This is a genomic window from Lysinibacillus sp. UBA5994, from assembly GCF_002429725.1.
GTDB lineage: Bacteria > Bacillota > Bacilli > Bacillales_A > Planococcaceae > Lysinibacillus > Lysinibacillus capsici.
On record NZ_DJAU01000061.1, the window covers coordinates 165,423 to 187,196 of the forward strand.

Here is a 21,774-nt window from a genome sequence, read left to right on the forward strand (position 1 = left end):
TTGGAACACCCTTTGAAATGTATCATTCAGTACGGAGATTTTGGAACACCTTTTGCCGTTAGACTATTAATAGAAGGCTAAAGAATTTGTTAACAGATTTTTTAATGAACAGTACAAAGACTAAATATCAACAAGAACTATCGTATAAATATTTTTCACCAAAAACATTTGAATTTAAAAATACTAAATTGTTGTTAAATTAATGCTTTAGCATTTCTCATTTTACTCACCTTAAGCTGAAATTCCTCATTTCTAATCTATCTAATTCTATTTTGTTAAATATACGAGCGAAACTGGATAGGTTGTCCAATATCCGCTCGTATAATTCACCAATAATTCAATAGCATAAAAAGAGGCTTCTTGAATTTTTTCAATTGCCTTTAATATACTTATTTTTTGCTTGTTGTATTTGTTGTAATACAAGGTCAAAGCGGTCATCCATCAAATCATCATCTTCAATTTCAACTTCCCCAAAATATTCCTTGTATGCTTCTTCTCTTGCCTCTTTAATAACCTTTTTTAAATTCTTCATTTCATGTTTAACAATAGTTGTTATCCATGAATCTTCAAATCCTTCTGATATTAATTCAGTATATATTTTATCATGTTTTTCTAAAAGTTCATTTCTTTTCGCTATCCGCTTATCCCTATTCTGTTTATTTATTTCAAAATCTTTTAAGATAACTTTAATTCTTTCCAATGTTGATGATAAATCAGTCAATTCCCTAAAATTCTGTTGAAGATGTACATTTTCTTTTAACTTTACTAAAGTCTGCTTCAATTTTTGTTCTGTTTTCTTAACAACCTGTTCTTCAAATACTATAACCATGTTCAATGATTCATCGTCCCTTCTTTAAAAAACATAAATTTTCCGATGCCCGACTATCAACCATAGGAAATTTATGGCTCTGTTGAAAATTAATTTTATAAATTATTAACGACCTTATCACAGTATTCTTCCCAATAATTTTTATTGTCTCCCCATATATCATGTAACCATAAGTACATCAAAATTACTTCAAGATACTGCTTCTTCCCTTTTATAAAAGGCTTATTTGAGATTTTGGTGTAGAGAGTATTTAAATTAAAAAGATTTGTTTTTTGTTTATAATCATAAATATAAGGTTGCCAATTTTCATTGGTTTTAATTTTATGTTTTACTGGCCATAAAGAATCATCATCAGAAAAACGTAATAAATAATTGGAGGCAAACGCCCAAATGTTTACTTTGTGTTTACTCCAAGTGCTTTCCAGCCATTCATTTATATCCACAGTCAAAAATATCGAAGGATTATTTAACTCTTTTTCACTTTCAATCCGATGATAATCTTTTATTAAATTGAATAACATCTCTGTCTGGCCTTTAAGAAATGGATTTTTTTTTATAAGATAGGCATAACAATCATATGAACAAGTCCTAAATTCATGTTCAGTGTTATACAAAAGAAAAAGTTCCTCTTTTTTTAAAAAACTTATAATAGAACGATGGATTTGCTTTTCATGAACATCATAAATATCAACAAGCCATTCTTGAACCGCATCTTCATACTTTTCCAATTTATGCCTAAATTTTACCAACCTTTCTTCATTTAAGAATGTTTTTTGCTCCATCTCCTTAATATTCAAATATTGATTAAAGTATTCAAAAACATAATTCACACAAATACGTATATTTTCATCTTTTGAATCAATATCGTATTCATTGATATTATCTTCTCTTTTTCTTTTTGAAATGTATTCTTCAAGAGAAAGCATTTTCATCACATCCCTCTTATTTCTATCAAAACCTTATTGGTTATTGTTCTTTAGAACATTTGCTACACACTATTTAAACCTTCACTTTTTCTTTAAAGTTTAATCGAATCAGTGATTCTCTTTCTATTTTGTTACTGGGCAAAATCATCATCAAAGCACATATAACAATAGCCTGACTGGTCATATTTGAAAATGGCTTTCCTCTCCTCAATTAATCCTTCATGGGAGATACTATAAGCACGAACTCTTTGTAAATCAAATTCCTCATCAGGATAACGGTAAATCATTAAAACATTCGACTTTTGAATCTTATTCTTTCGCAGAATCAATTCATTTAGATAATCTACTCTTTCAGCAGATTTAATGTATTGTATCCCTATAACATTATGTGGAATATATCCTTCTTCTGTTTGCGAAAATAGCTTTTCTATTGTTTCAACATCTTTTTTCGGGATACTCTCCCTCTCCAAATGTAAGGCAAGATATAAAAAATATTCATCATTAAATCGGCCATCCCACTTCCACCAAGATAAATCCATTGGTCGATAAAACCCTTTTAATTTATCAAACTTTGAGTCTTCAATGAATGCATCAAAGCCAAGCATTTCTCCTAATTGAGCAAAAAAGTCAATTTCCCTTTTTGTGAACATAGAAATATTATGTAAATGAGATAAGTTCATTCTGCGGTAATTCCTTACATACCCCTCGAAAAATTGCATGAGATTGAAATAATATTTATCCATAAATATCTCCCTCTTTATGTAAGTATATTAATCGAAATTTCAAATTCCTATATTTTAATTCTATGTTAATATTTGATATTAGGAAAGTATGTATAAAATTTATAAATTATATGGAGGAATAGTAATGCCAAATACTGATTGGACAAAACTCAATTCTTTACAAAGATGACAGGGGTATTGATTTTATTATTAAAGATAAGATTTCTGTGAAATACAGGTGAATTCTCTTAGAGGCACAGGCTATATGTTTATGCAAAAAAGTAAATTTGACATTACGAATAAAAACCTATACCTGGCTCTATTAATTTTTAATGTTGGGGAAATGCCTGATGTTTTTCTTATCCCTGCACAAGTATAGGAAGTACCGAAATGAAATATTTGTTGATAGAAATTATGGTAATCCAGGACAAACAAGTAAACCAGAGTGGGGAATTAATATATCTAAAAAGAACTACTCCTTTCTCGAAATCTTTAAATTTGAGGAAGCAATTAAAAATTTTTTAAAAGAAGAGTATATATAATGTTGGTCTTTTGATATTAAATATTCATAATAAAAACAACCACTTTAAGACTTTGTAAAAACAAAGAAAGTGGTTGTCCCATAATGCAATAGGGTGTCGTTCTCATAAAAAATACCCTTTCTATGCACGAACCCAAAAGCTCCGCTTCCTATATTTTACCAAACTTTTAATTAAACTGAAAGAGGTAAAGATATTGAAAGAAATAAATCATGGTTGCAAATTCTGTTGAAGCAGACGAAATAATTCTTCCTTTGATTCTTTCTGTAGAAATGTAACGAACTCTTGTAACCCCATATTGAACAAACATAAAGCAAGCATTTTTTCCCGTTCTTTATTGAATGGAAGAAAAACACCATTTACTAACTCTAACTTATGCTCTGCAGGAGTGTACTCTTCATATACCTCATAATTTACTGGCTGACCTGCTCTTTTTGGAATCAACATAATATCCTAACTCCTTCCCGCATGTTATAACTCATATAATTTTCATCATTTAGCAAAACAAGTATGAACTTTTTCATACTTTTTCTGTATTTACTTCAAATAGTTTCAAATTAGGTATGAGAAAGTATGAACTTTTATGAAATTCTCACACACATACTCAGATAAAGTTATGTTAAAAACACTACATCTTTCATGAAGCTAAATAAAAACTTAAACATACATTTAGTAAAGAAACACGATAAAACTCAGTAACTATTTTCAAAAAGGATAAATCAGTATGGAACAACTATTCTGTATAACAGAATTACTTTGCTTATCCTTCAGACTAATCTATTGGTTGCTGAGAGGGATAGTAAAGTTGGTTAGCGTTGTGTTTGATGCTGTGTAGATGCTAAATGTGATTAAACAATGCCTTATCTCCAAAAATGTTCATTCATTAAGAAGATACTGGACAACCTCTGGATATAAATAAAACGAAGGGAACTAATAAAAATCATAGTTCCCCCCTAATTTTTATTCATGGACTAATTAAGCCCCTTCAGAAAAGCATCTACTTTACTGATAATTTTAATTGAATCTACATGTTTACTATGTCTTGTCCATTCACTTTCCAGTAAGGTCTGTACAAGTGCTAAAAAGCTCTCTCTCGCTTCCATTGTCGGCAATTTCCCTCTAATCAGATATTCGTTATACACTAACATTTCTTGAATACTCTTTGTTGGAAGGTCTTCCTCGAACTGGTCGATATCAACTAAATCGGTTATATGCACATCAAGTGCTTGAGCCAAATTCTTGATTATTGGATAGGAAGGTGCACGTCTAATACCCTTTTCAAGTTTGTGAATATAGCCCGCATCTATTTTCGCCAGTTCACCTAATTGTTGATAAGTAAGGTTGCGGACTTGCCTATAGTAACAAAGTCGTTGTGCAAATGTCCTCGAAATCTTTCTTTTATCTTCTGTTGTAGTCTGTTGATTCATATACAATTCCCCCTGCTTCTTCATGTATCTAATCCATAATCGCATTAGCATTTCCAACTATGATTATTTCTAAAATAGAATCCTGTATTATTAGAAACTTGCTATATTATAGATTCGAATTACAAATTTATTCGATACTCTCAGGGGAAAAGTCTCATCCTAAACATCCTAAGAATAAGGATGAATTATTTTTCCTGCTCATTTACATCTATTTTTCCACCTGTCCATGGCTCACAATTCCTTCTTTAAGCAAAAGTTGAACATCTAAAAAAGCTTGTTGAAATTCTAATTCATTGTATAACTCTTGTTCCCAAAAGTTCGTTTGCTCTTCTTGTGTTATGACACTAATAGTCTTTAACATCTGATACAATTTCATTATTCATCCTCCTATTGTCACATTTAGTAATTAATTCTATTCTAATTTTTGACTATAAGCAAAAATAAAAAGACGTTACATATAGTCATCACTATATCAACGTCTTACCCACATTCACTATATTTACTTTTTAAATCTTTCAATCTGTGATGAATAGAAGATATTGTATATTCCCACTTCAAATAGCACTCCTCCTCTGTTCTTGATTAGTTTGAGTATACCATTTTAAACTATGTTGAAGAATGTATTTTCTATTCATCAATTCTTTATATTACATCTTTTGGAATTACTATATTCATTCTATTTCTTCATTTGATGTGATAATTCCTTTAGTCTAATCCCAACAATCTTAGACTGCAATAAGCAGTCTTTTTTATGCATTAATATCTTATTTAAAGTATATATATAAAACACCTAAAAATGGTGTTCTTTACATATCTCCATTCAGCCCTTCAACAAAACCAGCCCACATTTCTTTTTCTTCTCTTTCAATTTCTTCACGTTCTTGTTGAATTTCAACATTGTCCTTTTCAATTACATTTGCTATCGCAGGATTTTTTAGCTCGTTTTCAAGAAATGTTTTTACTAAATCTACATTAGAGTATTTACTTAAATATTCAGGGTCAAAAGAAATGTTTCTAAGTAACTCACCAATTTCATTTAGGTAAAGAGCTACTACTTTACTACCTATCTCATAATCTCCTTCTTTTTCTGGAAAAGACATTCTATTTTGAGAATCACTGATAAGTACTTTTGTTGCTTTTACATGTAAATCCAATCCTCCAAAATGAGCTAACTCTTGGTCGTCTACACCTTCGCATCTAATCATAATATCATTTCCCTTACGGTCAACGCTATGTACTTCAAACCCTCTTTGTTCCACTATGTAAGTCCCCTCCAATAGTTCTAATCTAAACTGATAGTCTATCTATTTTAAAATATCCTTACCATTTCTCCTATACAATTATTACCATAATATCAATACATAAATAAATTTTCAATTCAAAACAGACTGACTTCATTGATGATGCATCAAAAGTTGATATGCTTCCCTATAACCATATGCAGAAAATTCCTTGTCCCTCTTCTTCCCTATTCCCTTCTCCTGTCCTTTCAGACTTTTCCCCTTACTTTTTTCACGCAAAAAAGACCAAAGGGCGACCTGATTCCCTCCAGTCTTAAACATACTTTTTAACTAAGGACACATTTTTTAATTTAGAGATAATGTTTTTTAGGGATAGACAAAGAAAGAAAAAGAAAATGGATTAAAGATAATTCACTAAATCGACACTATCATATTCCTTTAGTAGATTTTCCCACTCCATAAACACCTCAAATACCCAGTTGTCCACAGAGTCAATTCTCAAGAAGTCCATTGTTGTAATTAAAATTTTTAAAGCCACTTCAATCATATAATATAAAATTTCACATTCTCTTTCAGGTTGATGTTGCATGGCACCAAAAGTAAAACTATCTTGCCCCTCCATCGTTCCATAAGATATAAATGTCGTCGGATTATAATGTACATAACTATTGAACTTTTGATAAATACCATTATAAATATCTAAATTGTTTGTTTTTTTAGCAAGCTGGTAAGCACTTTTAAATAACCTAATGTCCTCTTCCTTTACTTTATTAACACTTTGTTTTATTCCATTCAACATCTGTTTATCAGCATCACCTTGAAAAACTATTTTATATCCTGTTTTGTTATTCAACATTTGCTTTAGTTGATATTTATTTAGTAAATCATAACTACGAATCACTTCTTCTTTATTTAATGATTTCGTCACATAACAAAGATGAAAATAGCTTTCGATTAAGGTTCTAAGTAGTGGGGTTGCTTCAACATAGCCATTCCTCAAATCTTCATCATCAAGGTTAATTAATGTCTTTATCGCTTTATAATTTCGTTTGCATTTTAGATAGATATGATAGAAATATTGGCGAAAAGATTCTTCTACGTTCTCTTGATATTCCCTTAAGTTTTCCAAATAATAAAATACTTCAAATAAATCATCTGAATATACATTAAGTTTATCCAATAAATTATAGGTATCTATTCTCGACATTTTCCCTTCCTCCTCTATCAATCAGAAATGGTCATATCTAATAATGTTATTCAGAATATAGCTATTCAAATGGGAAAATGGATACAACCCATCCTATTTCTAATATTCATTTGATTCAAACTCATCCCAAATTCGCCAATTTCTTAAAATATCTCTAAGGTTAACAGTTTTATTGCTTTCCATGATATCCCTTTTCAATTGTTTTAAGCGTTTGAACTCCTTTTTCTTCATATGTATATCAAAAATATTAAACAAATTAATTAACCCATTTTTTAAAATTGAACCTATCAAATCTAAATAAAATAATTTAAATTTTTTAATATCAGCAACTTCTTGTAATCCATGCTTACTAATGAAGTGAAGATTATGGTGCGAATGAGCACAAAGTAAATCATAAAGCATTTCATATTTAGTATGACGCTTTTCATTCTCTTCTTTATTAAGCAAAGAGAACTTAAATCTAACAGTGAATATATTAACATCTCGACTTACATTCAAAGAACTATATACATCTTCCTTTAAATTCCGATACTTCTCTTTTTCGCTATCACTCTCATATTCCGTCGAATAATCTCGTTCATCAGAAATATAATCCATAAAACTTTCGTTATAGTTTTTCACAAATTGATATTCTTCTTTACGGGAAATTAACTCTAAATATTTTTCATAACCATTCACATATCTGAGATTTTCTAATTCCACAGCTGCTTCAATTAAACTTCTCAATATAGTAGGTGCAGTGACATGAAAATCATCATCATGTTCAATGATAGTAAGACAGTGTTTTACCATAGAAAAAATTCGAAAATATATCTCCGAAGCATACTCCTTCTTTTGATTATTTGAGTACCAAAGATACTTATATTCATCATGAATACCACCTGTATATGCCCATAAATCCCATGCTTTACTAATCATATGCTTACTCCAATCAATCATTATTTTTATCCAGTGTCAAGTAAATAACAATAAGCTTCCCATTTAAGTACAGTTTCATAGAAACTCTAATCTAACACTATTTTTCATCATCGTTTTCTTGTTTCTTATCCTCATATACTTTATTGTATGTCTGTTTAACATTATCCATAGAGTTCCCATCAATAAAATATGCAATGGCCGCTTCACATAAAGCGTAAGTACCTGCTGTTGCTATAGCACCCGAAATCACATTTCCCGCACCAGGAATAATTTTGAGTAATTGCCTTGCTAATTGTCTTAGTACAAAACCAGTAGCCATATTTACTCCTAAAGCACCAAAGAATTCAATAACACCCTTTGTGTCAATCTTCTTACCACCAATTAATGCTATAGAAGTAACCATTCCCATTTGCAATCCAGTTACTATGGGTAAGTCAGCCACAGGTATTGGACTCGCACCAATCACTCCCGTTAATCCCGCAACACTCTTACCAATTCTTCTTGCCACCTTTTTCTGAACCGATTTAACTTTAGATAATTTTGCAAGTATCATTTGGGCTTCATTTGGCAATTGTTCAATAATGTAATCTAATAAAGAATCTACATTCCATCTTATGTCATATACTATTTTGTTTTCTTCAAATTCTATATAACAACAAATAGGAATAACTGTAACTGGATTTGAAACCGCATCACATAATTTTTCAGATAAGACCTCTATTGCGTCAGCAATATTCTTTTGTTTGTCTGGATGGTTAAATGGTGGTTTACTTGCTGATACTGGACTAAGTTCATCTACTTGTGTCACTACTCCAATAATCGGCACATTATAATCATGCTCTAATTGAATTGTCTTTTTCAATTCTAAAAGTTGTGCCAAATCCTCATCTATTCTTGCACTGACTTCTTTAGCTTTACTCAAAAATAAAATTGCATCAGGGCATTTTTCCTTTATTGATGCTTGCACCTCTTCAAGAGCAGAAATCTCTGAAATTTCTTCTTCTGGTTTATCTGCCTCCCCTAAACCTCTCGTATCAAGTATCTCAAGATTACCTGAGTCAGATTTATACGGATGCCATTTGCCCATGCCTGTTCTTGCCTTTACATCACCAATTTCTGCTCGCATTTCACTAAAAATAGCATTTATCAAACTGGACTTCCCTGCACCTCTTCTTCCTACAATAGCAATTCGTGCAGGTCTGGCCTCTACTGTAAATGCTTTTAATATGTCAAGTTCTTGTCTCATTTTTTGTTTAACTTTTTCAGGTAACTTTGACTCTACTAAAGCATCATAAATAGATTTTAATAAATCATCAATTTGCTCATATTTAAAATCCCCATTCTGGCACATAAGCTAATCCTCCAAATATAGTATATATGTACCATTATAACAAAATTAACCATCTGATACTAACTTATAACCTTTTGCGAATATCAAAACCTTTTTCCAAAAATCGCTGCCTATTCCCAAAAAAACACAGAATAGAAAGCCTATCACCTGCTATCTTTTCTGGCTCTAATTTATCCTTCTTTATCGTAAGTGCTCTTTGTAAGTTAGAGACTTTGGCATATAAGTACTTCCGCCTGCTACCGTTTCTTTTGTTTCAAACATCATAAATTGCATATTTACCTCTAAATTCATTTTCTGTATCTTTAAACGTACCCTAAATATTCTATAACTACCCTGCTCCCTTGAAGAAGAATCAATTCCACAACTTAAGTTATGCCACCCTATAAATAAAAGAAACCACCTCAAAGAAATACTAAGAGGTGATTTTCATAAAATTTTATACAAATTATCATTTTTTTTATAAAGTATAATAGTATCTATCTTGAAGGTGATGCTGTCTTAAAACAGCCATTAAAATGTGCAACATTCTAATAAATGGATTAAGATGACAACTGAACTGAATTTGTTGTTGTAATAAAAGAAAAATATATATGAAGTTAGTCTATGAATATTAATACACATTATAAAAACAACCACCTCAAGACTATGTAAAAACAAAGAAGGTGGTTGTTCAAAAGAAATAAATTCCTCACGATGCCCCCCCTAAAACTCGCTAACTTAAATTTTATCAAGATAAGGAAATTACAGGAAGAGGGAACAAAAATTCCTAAATTAATTAATTGTAATAACATCTGCATTTTGCAGTACATTTACATCCATTTTATAATTATCACTATCTGATTTAGTTCTGAAATGAATAGTTGACTGATAAATCTTCTTACCTTCTATAGGTTCAAGGAATAAGATATAAGATTGTTCATCTTCTCTTAAAGGCTTAAAATTTTCTACTCGAAAATCAAAGATACTTACAAGACTAAATAATTCAATTTTAGCACCCAAAACCTCTAATTCAGAAGTTTGTTGAAATGAAAATGATAATCCTTCAAGCTCTAATAAGTCTTCAATATTCATCTCCTTAATACCTTTAAAAGTCATTTCATTAATTTTTATAAATTCTTTAAATGGCTTCTTTTCAATTAAAGTTCTATAGAGTTGTTCAATTATCTCTACATCTTCCATTTCTAATTTCGACTTAGGAGAAAACTTCACGTTCAAGACATCTTGTATATTCAGAACTTTTTCCCAAAATTTAATCGTCTCTATAACCGTTATTTCATCTGAATGATTAGTTTTAATATTAGAAATTTCTTCTCCATTGAGTTTGATATTACCTGTAATACAAGAATGATAAAGTTTTAATCCTTCAATAGCTTCCCATACATCAATCGCATTATCGATATTCAATCTAAAGTTAAATTGTAATTGTAACTCTTTTTCATCTAACAAGTATGATATTTCGAAATTTTCATCATTATTGCTTTTAAATAAACTTTTATTCATGTCAGCATACGGCTGTCTTTCAACTAAAAAATTCTTTTTTACTCCATTACCTTCTAAATAAACCTCAAATGGTGGGCGAAAAGGTTGTGGTTTTATGGACAATTTATGAGTTTTCTTGGTAATCTCTTTAAATGGTTTTTCAATAATTTCCCCTATAACGAAACTTGTTCCATTTATAGTTATAGAATCTTCATCAGTTAAATTTATTTCATATTTTCTTTGAGTTCTATATAAAAATTCTTTTGCTTCATCACTATTAGCAGGAGTGAATTCTTTAAATACCTTATCCTTCAAATTAAATTTAATACCACCAATTTCTATATCTGTTTTCTGTGGAACTATTCCAACTAATCCATCTTCTAATTCAGTATATTCAAAACCATCTGGTAGATTTTCACTTAATGTTATTAAAACTTCTTTGGGAATCTTTGTTTCTTTCTCATTATCTTTAAAAAAGGCTTTGTTAAAATCAGCAAACACAATTACCAATCCTCCTTCAATTCATCAAAAACAATTACTTTTGATAAAAGTAGATATTGCTCGTAGCCATCACCAATTTTATTCTCAATAACAAATTCTATTAGTTCTCTTCTTTCTTCCTCATGGCTAACTATAATATGTTTAATCTGTTCAAATTCAAAATTCAGCCACAAATCAGTGCATTGTCTAATTGCTTCTGAATATGTATAATAACTTTTCGGATTCATAAATTCTTGGCTTATTACCAAGGGTAGTTCAGTATCTACATTCTCAAAGTTCGGTATGAATCTCCATTCTTTTTCATCATGGAAGTTCCTTTTTACAGATTTCCCACCGCTTATTAGCATCTCTCCTTCGAGAGGTTTCATATAAAATAAATCATGTAATAAATAGTTATTATATTTTTGAACCTTATCTCTTTCTGTAGGAGATATTTTGAAGGCATTAGTAAAGATTTCACTAAAATCTTTACATAAATTAGAATTTGGATTTAAATATTGGATAGGTTGAATACCCTGTTTTATTCCCCACTCCTTACTTAAACCAATTCCATAAGAACCATAATTCAACATATGTGGAACAAGTTTATTTAAATGAATATCACAAAAACAGCTCATTGGAATCGCTATTTTATCAATACCATCAATATTTAAATAGTCTAACTTTTCCTCATAATATCGCGGAATAATTGCTTTTTTCAAAAGAATATCTTTAATATATTGTAATTTATTCATAAATTTAAACAAAACATTTGCACTCTGTAATGGCCTTATGTAAGAATCTTCTACCTTCGTCTCAGGTTTTTTGTCCAGATTCAAATGAATTTCCTTTTTTTCCTTTATCATATTCACGTCAACTCGCTTTTTACTTATATTCCAAAAATTATTACATATAAAACATTAAAACAACTGTTATAATTCAAACATTAAGAAAGGATTAATAGATTCACATATATAAAATAAGGAGACTTTTTTCTCTGAGAAAATTAATCTAAATGAAGATAAAGAAAATTTCTCGATACATTCATATTACTTACTTTTACATAAGATTTTGGCGTATTCCAACTTGGATGGCGTGGTCTTTTCTTTTTAGTAAGAATTTGTTCGTATTCTTTATATTTAATCACAAAGGTTTTATCCTCTAAATTATACTTTATAAGAAGTTCGTACATCATAATTGCTTCATGGTTATGATGTTTTGCTTTTACTTTACTTGGTACATCGCCCCAAGCAAGCACGACCTTGTGTGATTCAGAAACAGCATTTTTAAAAGCACCTTTATTTCTCTCCTGCATCAAATTTAATTTATCGTCCTCAGTGATTCGTTCTAATTTATCCTTAACCTTGCCTGAGTTTGGTTCATATGCAGGGAAAATATTTACAATATTTATATACCCAATACTATTAATCTCGGATTCTTTGATAGAATTCATTTCATAAACAAACTGAATAACTTTATTAACTGTTTCATCAGATGAATCTTTATCGGCCTTGCTTGGATTCATCATTGCAATTGTTAATGTCTCAGTAAAATTATTTTTTAATTTCACTTTTAGTAAATATCTTCCTTCAATATTACTTGTTAGTTCTTCCATTTCACAATAAACAATTTTTTCAACATACTTATTATTATATGGTACATTCATTTTTTTCCTAATTCCTTTCACGAAATAGATTATGGAAAAAATTCATTTAGATTGTATAGTAAATCTACAGCTTTGAATGGCAACATAGTTCTTGTTAATAGTTCTTTATTTTCATTACGAATACTCTTGAAGTAGTTATATGATTGTCATATTATACAAATTTTAACCTAAAATTCAATACTCTTCTATCTAAAAACTTATTGGTTCTTGAAAAGCCTACTATAAATGTATTTGGTAAATCTTCTTAAATTTGAATACTTCGCTACCAAAAATCGACGTTTAATTTCAAAAATTACATTGAGGAGTAGCAAAATATATTCTTAAATGCGTGTTTATTTCATAATCTCTATAAGTAGCTTTTTTCAAACTTTTGTTTTAACAATAGCTGTAAACGTTAATTTATTATTATAAATATTCCCTTAGGCTATTTGATACTTCATCAACATCTAAGTCTAAATACTGGGTTGTGACCTCCAAGTTAGAATGTCCTAATGCTTTAGATATTAATGCAATATTCGCTCCTTTAGAAAGCAAATTTTTAGCGAATGCTCTTCTAAGTGCATGTGGGTTAATGTTTTTTAAACCAAATTGTTTGCTATACTTTGTTAATTGTTTTGAAATTGCATTATTAGTGGATTTTGTATCTAAAGGAGTTGCTTTATAGGAAATAAAGATATTCTCGTTGTTTTGATGATAATGTCGTCGAATTTTATTATTTTGTTGAATCAACACTTGATACAACTGAACTAATTGATTATCAATCGGTAGCTTCAATAACTTATGATTTTTTAAAATCTCCCCTTCTAAAAACCAACGTTTTTTCATCAAAATCGATATGTTTTTCTTCAAGTTTTCCTAAAGTATTTATTCTAATCCCTGTTTTATACATTGTTAATATTGCTACTGCATCTCTTAGACCTATAAAAGTATTTAAATCTAAAAGGGAAATCAATAATTGTACATCTTTTTCATTTGCTCCAGTTTTTACCTTTTTATCTACTTTGAGGTTCACATCTTGCCAAAATTTTGACTCATACCAACCATTAATATAACATTTACTTAAGAATGACTTTAGTGCTTTTAATTTCGTTAATTTTGTTTGATTTGAAACTTGCATGTTTTCAAGCCAAGAGTAAATTGTATCTAATGTTATTTCATTTAAAAACGTAATAGTCTGTGCATCTACTAAGTGATTTACAATTGTTTCATAGTCTTTTATTGTCCGAGGTCGAAGACCGCTGGAAATCATTTGTCTTTTCACAATTTGAATCGCATCTTTTATCATTTTTGAATTATTTTTCACATGCTTAGCAGTTGCCTCATTCTCAAACTTCAAAAGGTTTAAATCAACATCTACTTCAAATAGTCCCGACTTTTTAGTCATAAAAAAAATCCTCCATTCATGAATTGAATTGGAAGATGATTCTGGTCACGTAATAAAATTACAAGGGTACAAAAAAGGGATAAAGTCATCCAGACCGAAGCCCTGACCGTATCCCTAATTTCTCTCAAACCCTTATCCCTAAAGGCCTGAAACCTGCTTTTTGGACGTCCCAGGAGGGATTCGAACCCCCGACCGACGGCTTAGAAGGCCGTTGCTCTATCCAGCTGAGCTACTGAGACATGATGTCGTTTCTTATGTATTCCATAGGAAGGACAATATTTATTATATGTACTTTATAGCATAATGTCAACATTAATTTTACTATGCAGGCAAGGTTTGCCTCATATTTTTTATCATATGTTGCTACAGCATCCATTATACCATTTCTTCACCCTCTTAACAGGACGGATAGCAAAATATTTGCTACACTATTGGCGATAAAAAAGTAGGAGGTTTGTGGATGTTTAAAGATTTAGTCGTTATGGTCACAGGTGGTGCACAAGGGATTGGTAAGGGTATTACGCTTGCATATGCACAACAAGGTGCAAAAGTGGTGATTGCTGATTTGAATGCAGGCTTAGGTCAACAGTTAGAACAGGATATGCTTGCTCAAGGCTACTCTGCATTATTTGTGCCAACGGATGTGACAAAGGAACAGGATATCATCAATTTAATGCAGCGAGCTGTTGAGCAATATGGGACCATTCATATTTTAATTAATAATGCTGGGAAGTTCCAGCATCAATCTCCCTATGAGGTGACGTTTGATGAGTGGCAGGATTTGTTGCAGACGAATTTAACGGGTACCTTTTTCTGTGCCAGAGAGGCTGCAAAAGTGATGCGGCATAATGCAAAGGGTGGTTCCATTGTTTCGCTGGCCTCAACGCGAGCTGAAATGTCAGAGCCTCATACAGAAGCTTATGCGGCTACAAAGGGTGGTATCATAGCGTTAACACATGCTTTAGCGCGATCTTTAGGGCCAGATCAAATTACAGTGAATTGTATTTCACCTGGGTGGATTGAAACAGGTGATTACGAGGCACTGCGGCCAATCGATCATGCGCAGCATTTGTCAGGAAGGGTTGGTCTGCCTGAAGATATTGCACAGGCTTGTCTCTATTTAACAAACCCGATCAATAACTTTGTGACAGGTATTAATCTTACAGTTGATGGTGGCATGACGAAGAAAATGATGTATGAGGCGTAATTTTGTTGTCTCTTCTTTTCTTTCTTGTTCTTCATACTCCGAGATTCCTTAGAGTATGCTACTGTAGGAGAAAGAACAAGAAGGAGTGAAGCCTTGTACCCCTATTCAAATGGTTTTTCATTAAGCCAGCTGTATCATGCTCCCTATACGCAGTATACGGCTCCGATTCGTCACTTTTTACAGTCAAATGATTACCGACGCTGTATTAGTAAAGGCGAAGCAGACTTTATGGCTATGAACCGCTTACTTTGGATGGAGCATGTGAATTGGACACGGATGACTATTATAAGCATTGTGTTTAATTTGCCTGATTTACCCTTTGTGCAGCAGCGTTTGCTACGCAATGCAACCGATTTAGGGAATTGTTTACGCCCCTTTTATGGTGACTCCGTGGCGGATCGTTATGCAGCTTTAATTAAAGAGCATCTGGTAATTGCGGCTCAATTAGTGACAGCTGCTGCGAAAGGTGACGCTACCACAGCGGAAGCTAAAGAGAGGGAATGGTATCGTAATGCAGATGATATGGCTTTCTTTTTGCATACAATCAATCCATACCTAAGTAGAGAGGCCGTACAAAAAATGTTTTATACGCATTTAGCTTTAACGAAAAATGAAGCTGTCACGATGATACAAAAAGATTATCAGGCTGATGTAGAGGTATTTGATGAAATTGAAGCAGAGGCACTTGCGATGTCAGATATGATAGCCAGCGCCATCGTTATGCAATTTTGTTACCTCTTTTAATGCAAAAATCTTGATGGATTTATGATCATTTTATGCTCAACTGCTGGAGGAAAAACTCTCGCTGTTTTGTTTTTAGCATAATGAGCACGAGGCTGCATGCCCTGAAGTTTCCCCTTCATAAAAGAGGCTAATGTATTGCTTTCAATCGTTACGTTGGCTCTTTTTAATTCCCATGGGGAGTGGTGAATATCAATGCGAAAAAGTGTATCCTTCCATTTCGCCCATGAATGGTAGCGCTCTACAATCCATCGGTCAAAATTAGTATTGGTCTTGTCTCCTATTGTATAAATAACCCTCAATCTTTCGTCACATGCTTTGTAATGGCTTGTGTATGAATAGTGATTCCCTCTTTGTTTTACTAGGATGTTGGAATGGCGATATGGCAAGCTACCTATTGCCGTAATTTTTGATAAGAAATTATTCGTCACATCTAAATGAAAAAAATAGATGCCTTTCATGCCGTTATACTCCACATATGTTCGGACATTCAATTGTAAATAGGTATTCATCCCCGGAAGAGGTGGTAGAAAGCGTAGCCGATGTCGATAAACTTTAAAAACTACAGCACTAAGCCAGGCATTTTGTTCAAAGAGATCGAGCTTCAGTTCTTTAGGTACATGTTTTTCAAGTTCTTGAGGGGCTATCGGCCAATGTAAAAATAGAACATCTTGCCATGTTTGAGTCATCATCCACATAGTAAAACTCCTTTCTAATCACTAGTTTTTCCTAGAAAGGAGTTCTTCAAACAAACGGTCTATTGATTTTGCTCAGCAGACTCTATTTCGACATAACGATAATATAAGTTTCGTAATTCAGATTCTTTATATAAGCCTAAATGACTTTTAAATTGAGGATGAACCATTATTCCATGAGCACGTAAAACTTTGACAAACCAACCCTTTGAATACTTATGCACCGACCTTATTCTCCTTTATTTTTATTCATACATAGAATATGCGTTTGAATACGGTAGAGTGCCTTTATACAAATAAAAAACGAGAGAATAAATAACTCTCGTTTTTTACTTATGTGCCACAAAACGTACGATATGGTTGATTAGTGTGTTCAGGTAATGAAGCGTATTCTTGTTGTTCTTTCGCATGAGCATAAGGCTGAGCTAGGACTTTTAGTAGGTTGTTCATCACACTATAATCGCCTTGTTCTACAGCCGCTTCCAAAGCTTCTTCTACCCTGTGGTTACGTGGAATAACAGCTGGATTATGTTGGCGCATTAATTGTTGTGACATGTCTTTGTTTTGCTGCTGTCTTGCTAATCGAGCTTGCCATTTGTGATACCAGTCCTTAAAAGCTGGTGCGTTAAATAATGGGGAATCCTCCAATTGCTCAAACGATAAGGCGATAAATGTATTCGTATAATCTGCTTGATATTGCTGCATAAGCTGAAGAAGCTCTTCAACAAGCTGGATGTCTTCTTGCTCCTCATTAAAAATGCCTAGCTTTGCACGCATTCCTTTCAACCAATTTTCTACATATAATTTTGGATACTGTTGTAGCGTTTCTTGTGCCAGTTGAATGGCTTTTTCTTGATCATCATCAATTAAAGGTAGTAAGGACTCTGCTAAGCGCGTTAAATTCCAGCCACCAATATTGGGCTGATTTCCATAAGCATAGCGTCCTTGGTGATCAATCGAGCTAAACACAGTCGCAGGATCATAGGTGTCCATGAATGCACAAGGGCCATAATCAATGGTTTCACCGCTAATGGTCATATTATCGGTGTTCATGACGCCATGGATAAAGCCCACTAACTGCCACTTTGCTATAAGGGAGGCTTGTTTCTTTATGACTTCATTTAACAAATAAAGATAACGATTTTGATTGCCAATATTAGCTGAGTAATGTCGTTCTATTGCATAATCAGCTAAAAGCTGTAGCTCCTCATCTGTCCCCCATTGCGCAGCATATTGAAATGTCCCTACCCGCAAATGACTACTTGTAACTCTTGTGACAATAGCGCCTGGTAGTTCCGTTTCTCGAATAATCATTTCACCTGTAGTGACTACTGCTAGACTACGTGAAGTTGGGATCCCTAGTGCAAACATCGCTTCACTAATAATATACTCCCTTAGCATTGGACCTAATGCGGCTCGCCCATCTCCACCCCGAGAATAAGGTGTTCTACCTGATCCTTTTAGAGCAATATCATACCGTTCCTTTTGGGGTGTGATTTGCTCCCCATATAATAGAGCCCTACCATCACCTAGCATATTAAAATGACCAAATTGATGCCCTGCGTAAGCCTGTGCAATCGGTTCGCCACCTTCTGGGATTGTATTACCAGCTAAAACGGCTAATGCTTCCTCACTCTTTAAAGCCTGAATGTCTAACCCAAGTGAGGCTGCAACTGATTCATTTAATAAGATCAATTTTGGTGAACGAACAGGATTTAACGATATGTCGGAATAAAAAATACTTGGTAGTTGAACGTAACTATTATCAAAATGCCAGCCAATTGTTTTTTTCATGTTTTCTCCTTTATTGCCTTTACGATTTATTTTTGCTATTTCAGCATGAATCATTCATAGGCAATTTTACCATTATCAGTAGCCCAAATAAAAATCCGCATACTTTACTAGTTATGCGGATTTTCTCTATTATTGTCGATCAAATGTATATGTAGCCATACATTGATTATCATCTGTCATGCAATCAACTTTAAAAGATGTCGCATTGATTTCCACAACAGCAAAGCTTTTCTCTTTACGACCACGTGGTTTTAATAAGCTGCCTGGATTTAAAAATAGGATATCATCCATCATTTCGGCACCAAGAATATGTGAATGACCAAAGCAAACGATCTGTGCACCTACTTCTTTAGCACGATAGGATAATGATAAGATGGAATTTTTCACATTGAATAAATGACCGTGTGTCACAAAAATCTTTACATCATGGACCATGAACATTTCTTCTTCAGGGAAAGCCTTCTCACGATCACAGTTTCCACGTACTTTTTTCAATCCTTCTAATGCCTCATGTGAATAGGGAAGTTCACTATCTCCACAATGAACCACAATATCTATTTCAGGATAAAAACCTTTAACCTTTTCGATGACATGGCTGTCACCATGTGTATCGCTCATAACAAGCATTTTCATGGATATCACCTCTTATTTGATAAGATTCGGTAATTGCTCCTTTAACTTGCGAATTGCATTGCCTCGGTGAGAAATAGAACCCTTTTCCTCTGGTGAAAGCTCAGCCATCATTCGATTTAAGCTTGGCACAAAAAAGATTGGATCATAGCCAAAGCCATTCGTTCCACGCTTTTCATGGGCAATGACGCCTTCACATGTACCAAATACCGTTGTTGTTGCGAAATCAGGTCCTGCAATTGCAATACAGCAGCAAAAACGTGCTGTACGTTTGTCATCTTCGACACCTTGTAAATTTTCTAACAGTTTAATCATGTTTGCTTCATCGTCATGGTCACCAGCATAGCGAGCGGAGTACACACCTGGCTCACCATTTAATGCATCTACTGCTAAACCACTGTCATCTGCAATAACAATGGTATTAAGCTCCTTCGCCAATGCTTCTGCTTTTAAGATGGCATTTTCTTCGAATGTTGTTCCTGTTTCTTCTATTTCCATATCTGGTGCCACTTCAAACATTGTTACGACTTCATAACCAAGTGGTCCAAATAATGCTTCAAAATCTTTTGCTTTTCCTTTATTTTTTGTGGCGATGACTACTTGTTTCATATTATTGATTCCCTCCAACTTTGTGTGCCAGTTCACCAAGCGTTATTTTTTGAAGCTCAACTAATTGTTGTATGCCTTTTTCACCTAATGCTAACAATTCATTTAGTTCTTCACGAGAAAAAGTAGCTTCCTCACCAGTACCTTGTAATTCAACAAATCGTCCTGCGCCTGTCATCACAATGTTCATATCAACAGCTGCAGCCACATCTTCTACATAATTTAAATCAAGAATAGCACCTTGTTCTTCAACGATCCCAACACTTGTTGCTGCCAAAAAGTCAGTTACCGGGAATTTTTCAAATGGCTTTTCTTCAGCAAATTTAGCAATGGCCTGTGTCATGGCAACAAATGCTCCCGTAATGGATGCTGTACGAGTACCGCCATCCGCTTGAATGACATCACAGTCAATCCATACAGTACGTTCGCCTAGCGCCTCTAAATCGACTACAGCACGCAATGCACGCCCAATCAAGCGCTGAATCTCCATTGTACGACCATTGACTTTCCCACGAGAGGATTCACGTGGTGTCCGTTGAGCGGTTGCACGAGGCAACATGGAATACTCAGCTGTAATCCACCCTTTCCCTTGCCCACGTAGAAAACCAGGTACCTTGTCTTCAATCGTTGCGGTGCAAATTACTTTTGTATTGCCTACTTGAATTAATACGGAGCCTTCAGGGTGTAATAGATACTCACTATCTATTTTCACAGGTCGTAGCCCATCTGCATTTCTACCATCATATCTTGTCATATATTTCGTTCCTCCTAAAAACTTTCGCGCCCTCATCTTATCATAATTTGTACCATCAAAAAAGTACTCGGTGGCTTATGTACAATGCTGAAAACGGCAAAAATCAGCCTAGCCTGTTGCTAAGCTGATTTTTTATTTTAATGTGATACGTTTTATGTCGAGAGTACCTTGCTCTAACCAATTCTCAGCAATCGAACGGAAAATTGGGACAGAACCAGTTGCAAAAAATCTATGAGCAGGCACCGCATTTGCATTTGCTAAAGTGCCATTATACGCTAACATTTCCTGTACATCCTTTGCTGTTTCCTCCGCAGAAGATAAAACATTCACATCTTCTCCGACAACAGCTTCAATTTGTTTTTGTAAAATAGGATAATGTGTACACCCTAAAATAACCGTATCAAATTGTCGATTTTTCAACGGCTTTAAGCCTTCTGCTATTAAATTATTTGCAAAGTCACCTTTATATTCGCCACTTTCTACAAGTGGTACGAATGTGGGACAAGCTAGTGGAATAATATGTGTTGACGTATTGAGTGACAATAAGGCTTCTTCATACGCCCCACTTTTAATTGTTCCTTCTGTTGCAAGCACAACGACTTCATGTCGCTTCGTTTTTTTTACAGCTGCACGTGCGCCAGCATTGATAACACCTAGTACTGGAAAAGGCATATTTCTTTGTAAACTTTCGAGTGCTACTGCAGTCGCTGTATTACAAGCTATAACGAGCATCTTAACATTCATTTTTTCGAGTGCTTTTGCCATTTGCCAAGTAAAATTCCGTACTTCCTGACGACTTCTTGGACCATACGGACACCTTGCTGTATCGCCAATATAATAAATCGTTTCGTTTGGCAATCGCTTCATGATTTCTTTTGCTACGGTTAAACCGCCTACTCCTGAGTCAATAACGCCTATCGGGGCATTCATACTTTCCGCCTCAATCCTGTTTCATGTGTACATGTAGTTTTTCTAAATAGCTTGATAATTGCGCGACTTCTTGTTCATTAAAACCAACAAGCATCTCTTGCAAATATTGCTGTCTTTTTTCAATTACTTCTTGAATGATACGTTCGCCCTTTTCGAGAAGATGAACGACAACGACACGGCGATCATTTTCATCACGCACACGCTTGACTAATTCATTTTTCTCCATTCGGTCCACTAAATCTGTTGTC

The 21,774-nt window shown here is 33.4% G+C and carries 25 protein-coding genes and 1 tRNA gene; 2 read left to right on the forward strand and 24 right to left on the reverse strand.

Annotated elements, in window-relative coordinates:
* Positions 1–370 precede the first annotated feature (370 nt).
* The 16 genes from B3D98_RS21515 to B3D98_RS21585 all read right to left on the reverse strand — a co-directional run bounded on the left by B3D98_RS21515 (position 371) and on the right by B3D98_RS21585 (position 14,408).
* A complete protein-coding gene (locus tag B3D98_RS21515) occupies positions 371–835 on the reverse strand; it encodes a hypothetical protein (protein WP_288586006.1) in 465 nt (154 codons plus the stop codon).
* Positions 836–924: 89 nt separating this feature from the next.
* Complete coding sequence (locus B3D98_RS21520; protein ID WP_312144923.1) at positions 925–1,761, reverse strand: hypothetical protein; 837 nt, start codon at positions 1,759–1,761, stop codon at positions 925–927.
* A 125-nt stretch (positions 1,762–1,886) separates the two neighbouring features.
* Positions 1,887–2,498, reverse strand: a complete 612-nt coding sequence (locus B3D98_RS21525) for a hypothetical protein (protein WP_288586008.1) — start codon at positions 2,496–2,498, stop codon at positions 1,887–1,889.
* A gap of 728 nt (positions 2,499–3,226) precedes the next feature.
* Positions 3,227–3,463: a hypothetical protein gene (locus B3D98_RS21530; RefSeq protein WP_288586010.1), complete on the reverse strand. Its 237-nt coding sequence runs from the start codon at positions 3,461–3,463 to the stop codon at positions 3,227–3,229.
* A gap of 524 nt (positions 3,464–3,987) precedes the next feature.
* Positions 3,988–4,443: a helix-turn-helix domain-containing protein gene (locus B3D98_RS21535; protein WP_288586012.1), complete on the reverse strand. Its 456-nt coding sequence runs from the start codon at positions 4,441–4,443 to the stop codon at positions 3,988–3,990.
* A gap of 208 nt (positions 4,444–4,651) precedes the next feature.
* Complete coding sequence (locus tag B3D98_RS21540) at positions 4,652–4,819, reverse strand: hypothetical protein (protein WP_257520310.1); 168 nt, start codon at positions 4,817–4,819, stop codon at positions 4,652–4,654.
* A gap of 430 nt (positions 4,820–5,249) precedes the next feature.
* Positions 5,250–5,702, reverse strand: coding sequence for a hypothetical protein (locus tag B3D98_RS21545; RefSeq protein ID WP_288586014.1), 453 nt, complete (start codon positions 5,700–5,702; stop codon positions 5,250–5,252).
* A gap of 382 nt (positions 5,703–6,084) precedes the next feature.
* Positions 6,085–6,891 carry a DUF5677 domain-containing protein gene (locus B3D98_RS21550; RefSeq protein WP_288586016.1) on the reverse strand — a complete coding sequence of 269 codons (807 nt, stop codon included), beginning with the start codon at positions 6,889–6,891 and terminating at the stop codon, positions 6,085–6,087.
* A gap of 99 nt (positions 6,892–6,990) precedes the next feature.
* Positions 6,991–7,809, reverse strand: coding sequence for a DUF5677 domain-containing protein (locus tag B3D98_RS21555; protein WP_288586017.1), 819 nt, complete (start codon positions 7,807–7,809; stop codon positions 6,991–6,993).
* Between the two features lie 97 nt (positions 7,810–7,906).
* Positions 7,907–9,160, reverse strand: coding sequence for a GTPase (locus B3D98_RS21560; protein ID WP_288586019.1), 1,254 nt, complete (start codon positions 9,158–9,160; stop codon positions 7,907–7,909).
* 771 nt (positions 9,161–9,931) lie between these two features.
* Positions 9,932–11,140 carry an abortive infection system toxin AbiGii family protein gene (locus B3D98_RS21565; RefSeq protein ID WP_288586021.1) on the reverse strand — a complete coding sequence of 403 codons (1,209 nt, stop codon included), beginning with the start codon at positions 11,138–11,140 and terminating at the stop codon, positions 9,932–9,934.
* Positions 11,141–11,142: 2 nt separating this feature from the next.
* Positions 11,143–11,985, reverse strand: coding sequence for an abortive infection system antitoxin AbiGi family protein (locus B3D98_RS21570; RefSeq protein ID WP_288586023.1), 843 nt, complete (start codon positions 11,983–11,985; stop codon positions 11,143–11,145).
* 140 nt (positions 11,986–12,125) lie between these two features.
* Entirely contained in the window at positions 12,126–12,785 is a 660-nt protein-coding gene (locus tag B3D98_RS21575; protein ID WP_288586024.1) for a DUF1643 domain-containing protein, read from the reverse strand.
* A gap of 405 nt (positions 12,786–13,190) precedes the next feature.
* Positions 13,191–13,610 carry a site-specific integrase gene (locus B3D98_RS21645; protein ID WP_312144912.1) on the reverse strand — a complete coding sequence of 140 codons (420 nt, stop codon included), beginning with the start codon at positions 13,608–13,610 and terminating at the stop codon, positions 13,191–13,193.
* Positions 13,564–14,169 (reverse strand): site-specific integrase, encoded by a 606-nt coding sequence (locus B3D98_RS21650; RefSeq protein ID WP_312144910.1) that lies wholly within the window; start codon positions 14,167–14,169, stop codon positions 13,564–13,566. The genes B3D98_RS21645 and B3D98_RS21650 overlap by 47 nt, the downstream gene beginning before the upstream one ends.
* A gap of 165 nt (positions 14,170–14,334) precedes the next feature.
* A tRNA-Arg gene (locus tag B3D98_RS21585) sits at positions 14,335–14,408 on the reverse strand.
* 221 nt (positions 14,409–14,629) lie between these two features.
* Here B3D98_RS21585 and B3D98_RS21590 point away from each other — a divergent pair.
* Together B3D98_RS21590 and B3D98_RS21595 are read left to right on the forward strand one after the other, a co-directional pair.
* Complete coding sequence (locus B3D98_RS21590) at positions 14,630–15,376, forward strand: SDR family NAD(P)-dependent oxidoreductase (protein ID WP_288586026.1); 747 nt, start codon at positions 14,630–14,632, stop codon at positions 15,374–15,376.
* 93 nt (positions 15,377–15,469) lie between these two features.
* Positions 15,470–16,120, forward strand: a complete 651-nt coding sequence (locus B3D98_RS21595; protein WP_288586028.1) for a hypothetical protein — start codon at positions 15,470–15,472, stop codon at positions 16,118–16,120.
* On the opposite strand, the gene B3D98_RS21600 is transcribed toward B3D98_RS21595, so the two are convergent.
* The 8 genes from B3D98_RS21600 to B3D98_RS21635 all read right to left on the reverse strand — a co-directional run.
* Complete coding sequence (locus tag B3D98_RS21600; protein ID WP_048393687.1) at positions 16,117–16,815, reverse strand: YqjF family protein; 699 nt, start codon at positions 16,813–16,815, stop codon at positions 16,117–16,119. The two genes, B3D98_RS21595 and B3D98_RS21600, sit on opposite strands and share 4 nt — an antisense overlap.
* A 59-nt stretch (positions 16,816–16,874) precedes the next feature.
* Positions 16,875–17,036, reverse strand: coding sequence for a DUF2639 domain-containing protein (locus B3D98_RS21605; protein ID WP_016991537.1), 162 nt, complete (start codon positions 17,034–17,036; stop codon positions 16,875–16,877).
* A gap of 109 nt (positions 17,037–17,145) precedes the next feature.
* Entirely contained in the window at positions 17,146–18,606 is a 1,461-nt protein-coding gene (locus B3D98_RS21610; protein WP_288586032.1) for a protein adenylyltransferase SelO, read from the reverse strand.
* A 129-nt stretch (positions 18,607–18,735) separates the two neighbouring features.
* Entirely contained in the window at positions 18,736–19,239 is a 504-nt protein-coding gene (locus B3D98_RS21615; protein WP_009373890.1) for a metallophosphoesterase, read from the reverse strand.
* 12 nt (positions 19,240–19,251) lie between these two features.
* Positions 19,252–19,845: an XTP/dITP diphosphatase gene (locus B3D98_RS21620; RefSeq protein WP_004226443.1), complete on the reverse strand. Its 594-nt coding sequence runs from the start codon at positions 19,843–19,845 to the stop codon at positions 19,252–19,254.
* Between the two features lies 1 nt (position 19,846).
* Positions 19,847–20,596 (reverse strand): ribonuclease PH, encoded by a 750-nt coding sequence (gene rph / locus B3D98_RS21625; RefSeq protein WP_112116289.1) that lies wholly within the window; start codon positions 20,594–20,596, stop codon positions 19,847–19,849.
* Positions 20,597–20,728: 132 nt separating this feature from the next.
* Positions 20,729–21,526 carry a glutamate racemase gene (gene racE / locus B3D98_RS21630; RefSeq protein ID WP_004226440.1) on the reverse strand — a complete coding sequence of 266 codons (798 nt, stop codon included), beginning with the start codon at positions 21,524–21,526 and terminating at the stop codon, positions 20,729–20,731.
* 10 nt (positions 21,527–21,536) lie between these two features.
* The coding region (locus B3D98_RS21635) for a MarR family winged helix-turn-helix transcriptional regulator (RefSeq protein WP_288586038.1) at positions 21,537–21,774 on the reverse strand (238 nt) is incomplete at its 5' end.

Coding starts and splice junctions, on each gene's coding strand:
- B3D98_RS21570 (WP_288586023.1), bottom strand. CDS start 11,985: ATGATAAAGGAAAAAAAGGAAATTCATTTGAATCTGGACAAAAAACCT.
- B3D98_RS21645 (WP_312144912.1), bottom strand. CDS start 13,610: ATGAAAAAACGTTGGTTTTTAGAAGGGGAGATTTTAAAAAATCATAAG.
- B3D98_RS21560 (WP_288586019.1), bottom strand. CDS start 9,160: ATGTGCCAGAATGGGGATTTTAAATATGAGCAAATTGATGATTTATTA.
- B3D98_RS21600 (WP_048393687.1), bottom strand. CDS start 16,815: ATGTGGATGATGACTCAAACATGGCAAGATGTTCTATTTTTACATTGG.
- racE (WP_004226440.1), bottom strand. CDS start 21,526: ATGAATGCCCCGATAGGCGTTATTGACTCAGGAGTAGGCGGTTTAACC.
- rph (WP_112116289.1), bottom strand. CDS start 20,596: ATGACAAGATATGATGGTAGAAATGCAGATGGGCTACGACCTGTGAAA.
- B3D98_RS21590 (WP_288586026.1), top strand. CDS start 14,630: ATGTTTAAAGATTTAGTCGTTATGGTCACAGGTGGTGCACAAGGGATT.
- B3D98_RS21610 (WP_288586032.1), bottom strand. CDS start 18,606: ATGAAAAAAACAATTGGCTGGCATTTTGATAATAGTTACGTTCAACTA.
- B3D98_RS21555 (WP_288586017.1), bottom strand. CDS start 7,809: ATGATTAGTAAAGCATGGGATTTATGGGCATATACAGGTGGTATTCAT.
- B3D98_RS21620 (WP_004226443.1), bottom strand. CDS start 19,845: ATGAAACAAGTAGTCATCGCCACAAAAAATAAAGGAAAAGCAAAAGAT.
- B3D98_RS21530 (WP_288586010.1), bottom strand. CDS start 3,463: ATGTTGATTCCAAAAAGAGCAGGTCAGCCAGTAAATTATGAGGTATAT.
- B3D98_RS21540 (WP_257520310.1), bottom strand. CDS start 4,819: ATGAAATTGTATCAGATGTTAAAGACTATTAGTGTCATAACACAAGAA.
- B3D98_RS21520 (WP_312144923.1), bottom strand. CDS start 1,761: ATGAAAATGCTTTCTCTTGAAGAATACATTTCAAAAAGAAAAAGAGAA.
- B3D98_RS21650 (WP_312144910.1), bottom strand. CDS start 14,169: ATGACTAAAAAGTCGGGACTATTTGAAGTAGATGTTGATTTAAACCTT.
- B3D98_RS21615 (WP_009373890.1), bottom strand. CDS start 19,239: ATGAAAATGCTTGTTATGAGCGATACACATGGTGACAGCCATGTCATC.
- B3D98_RS21550 (WP_288586016.1), bottom strand. CDS start 6,891: ATGTCGAGAATAGATACCTATAATTTATTGGATAAACTTAATGTATAT.
- B3D98_RS21535 (WP_288586012.1), bottom strand. CDS start 4,443: ATGAATCAACAGACTACAACAGAAGATAAAAGAAAGATTTCGAGGACA.
- B3D98_RS21525 (WP_288586008.1), bottom strand. CDS start 2,498: ATGGATAAATATTATTTCAATCTCATGCAATTTTTCGAGGGGTATGTA.
- B3D98_RS21575 (WP_288586024.1), bottom strand. CDS start 12,785: ATGAATGTACCATATAATAATAAGTATGTTGAAAAAATTGTTTATTGT.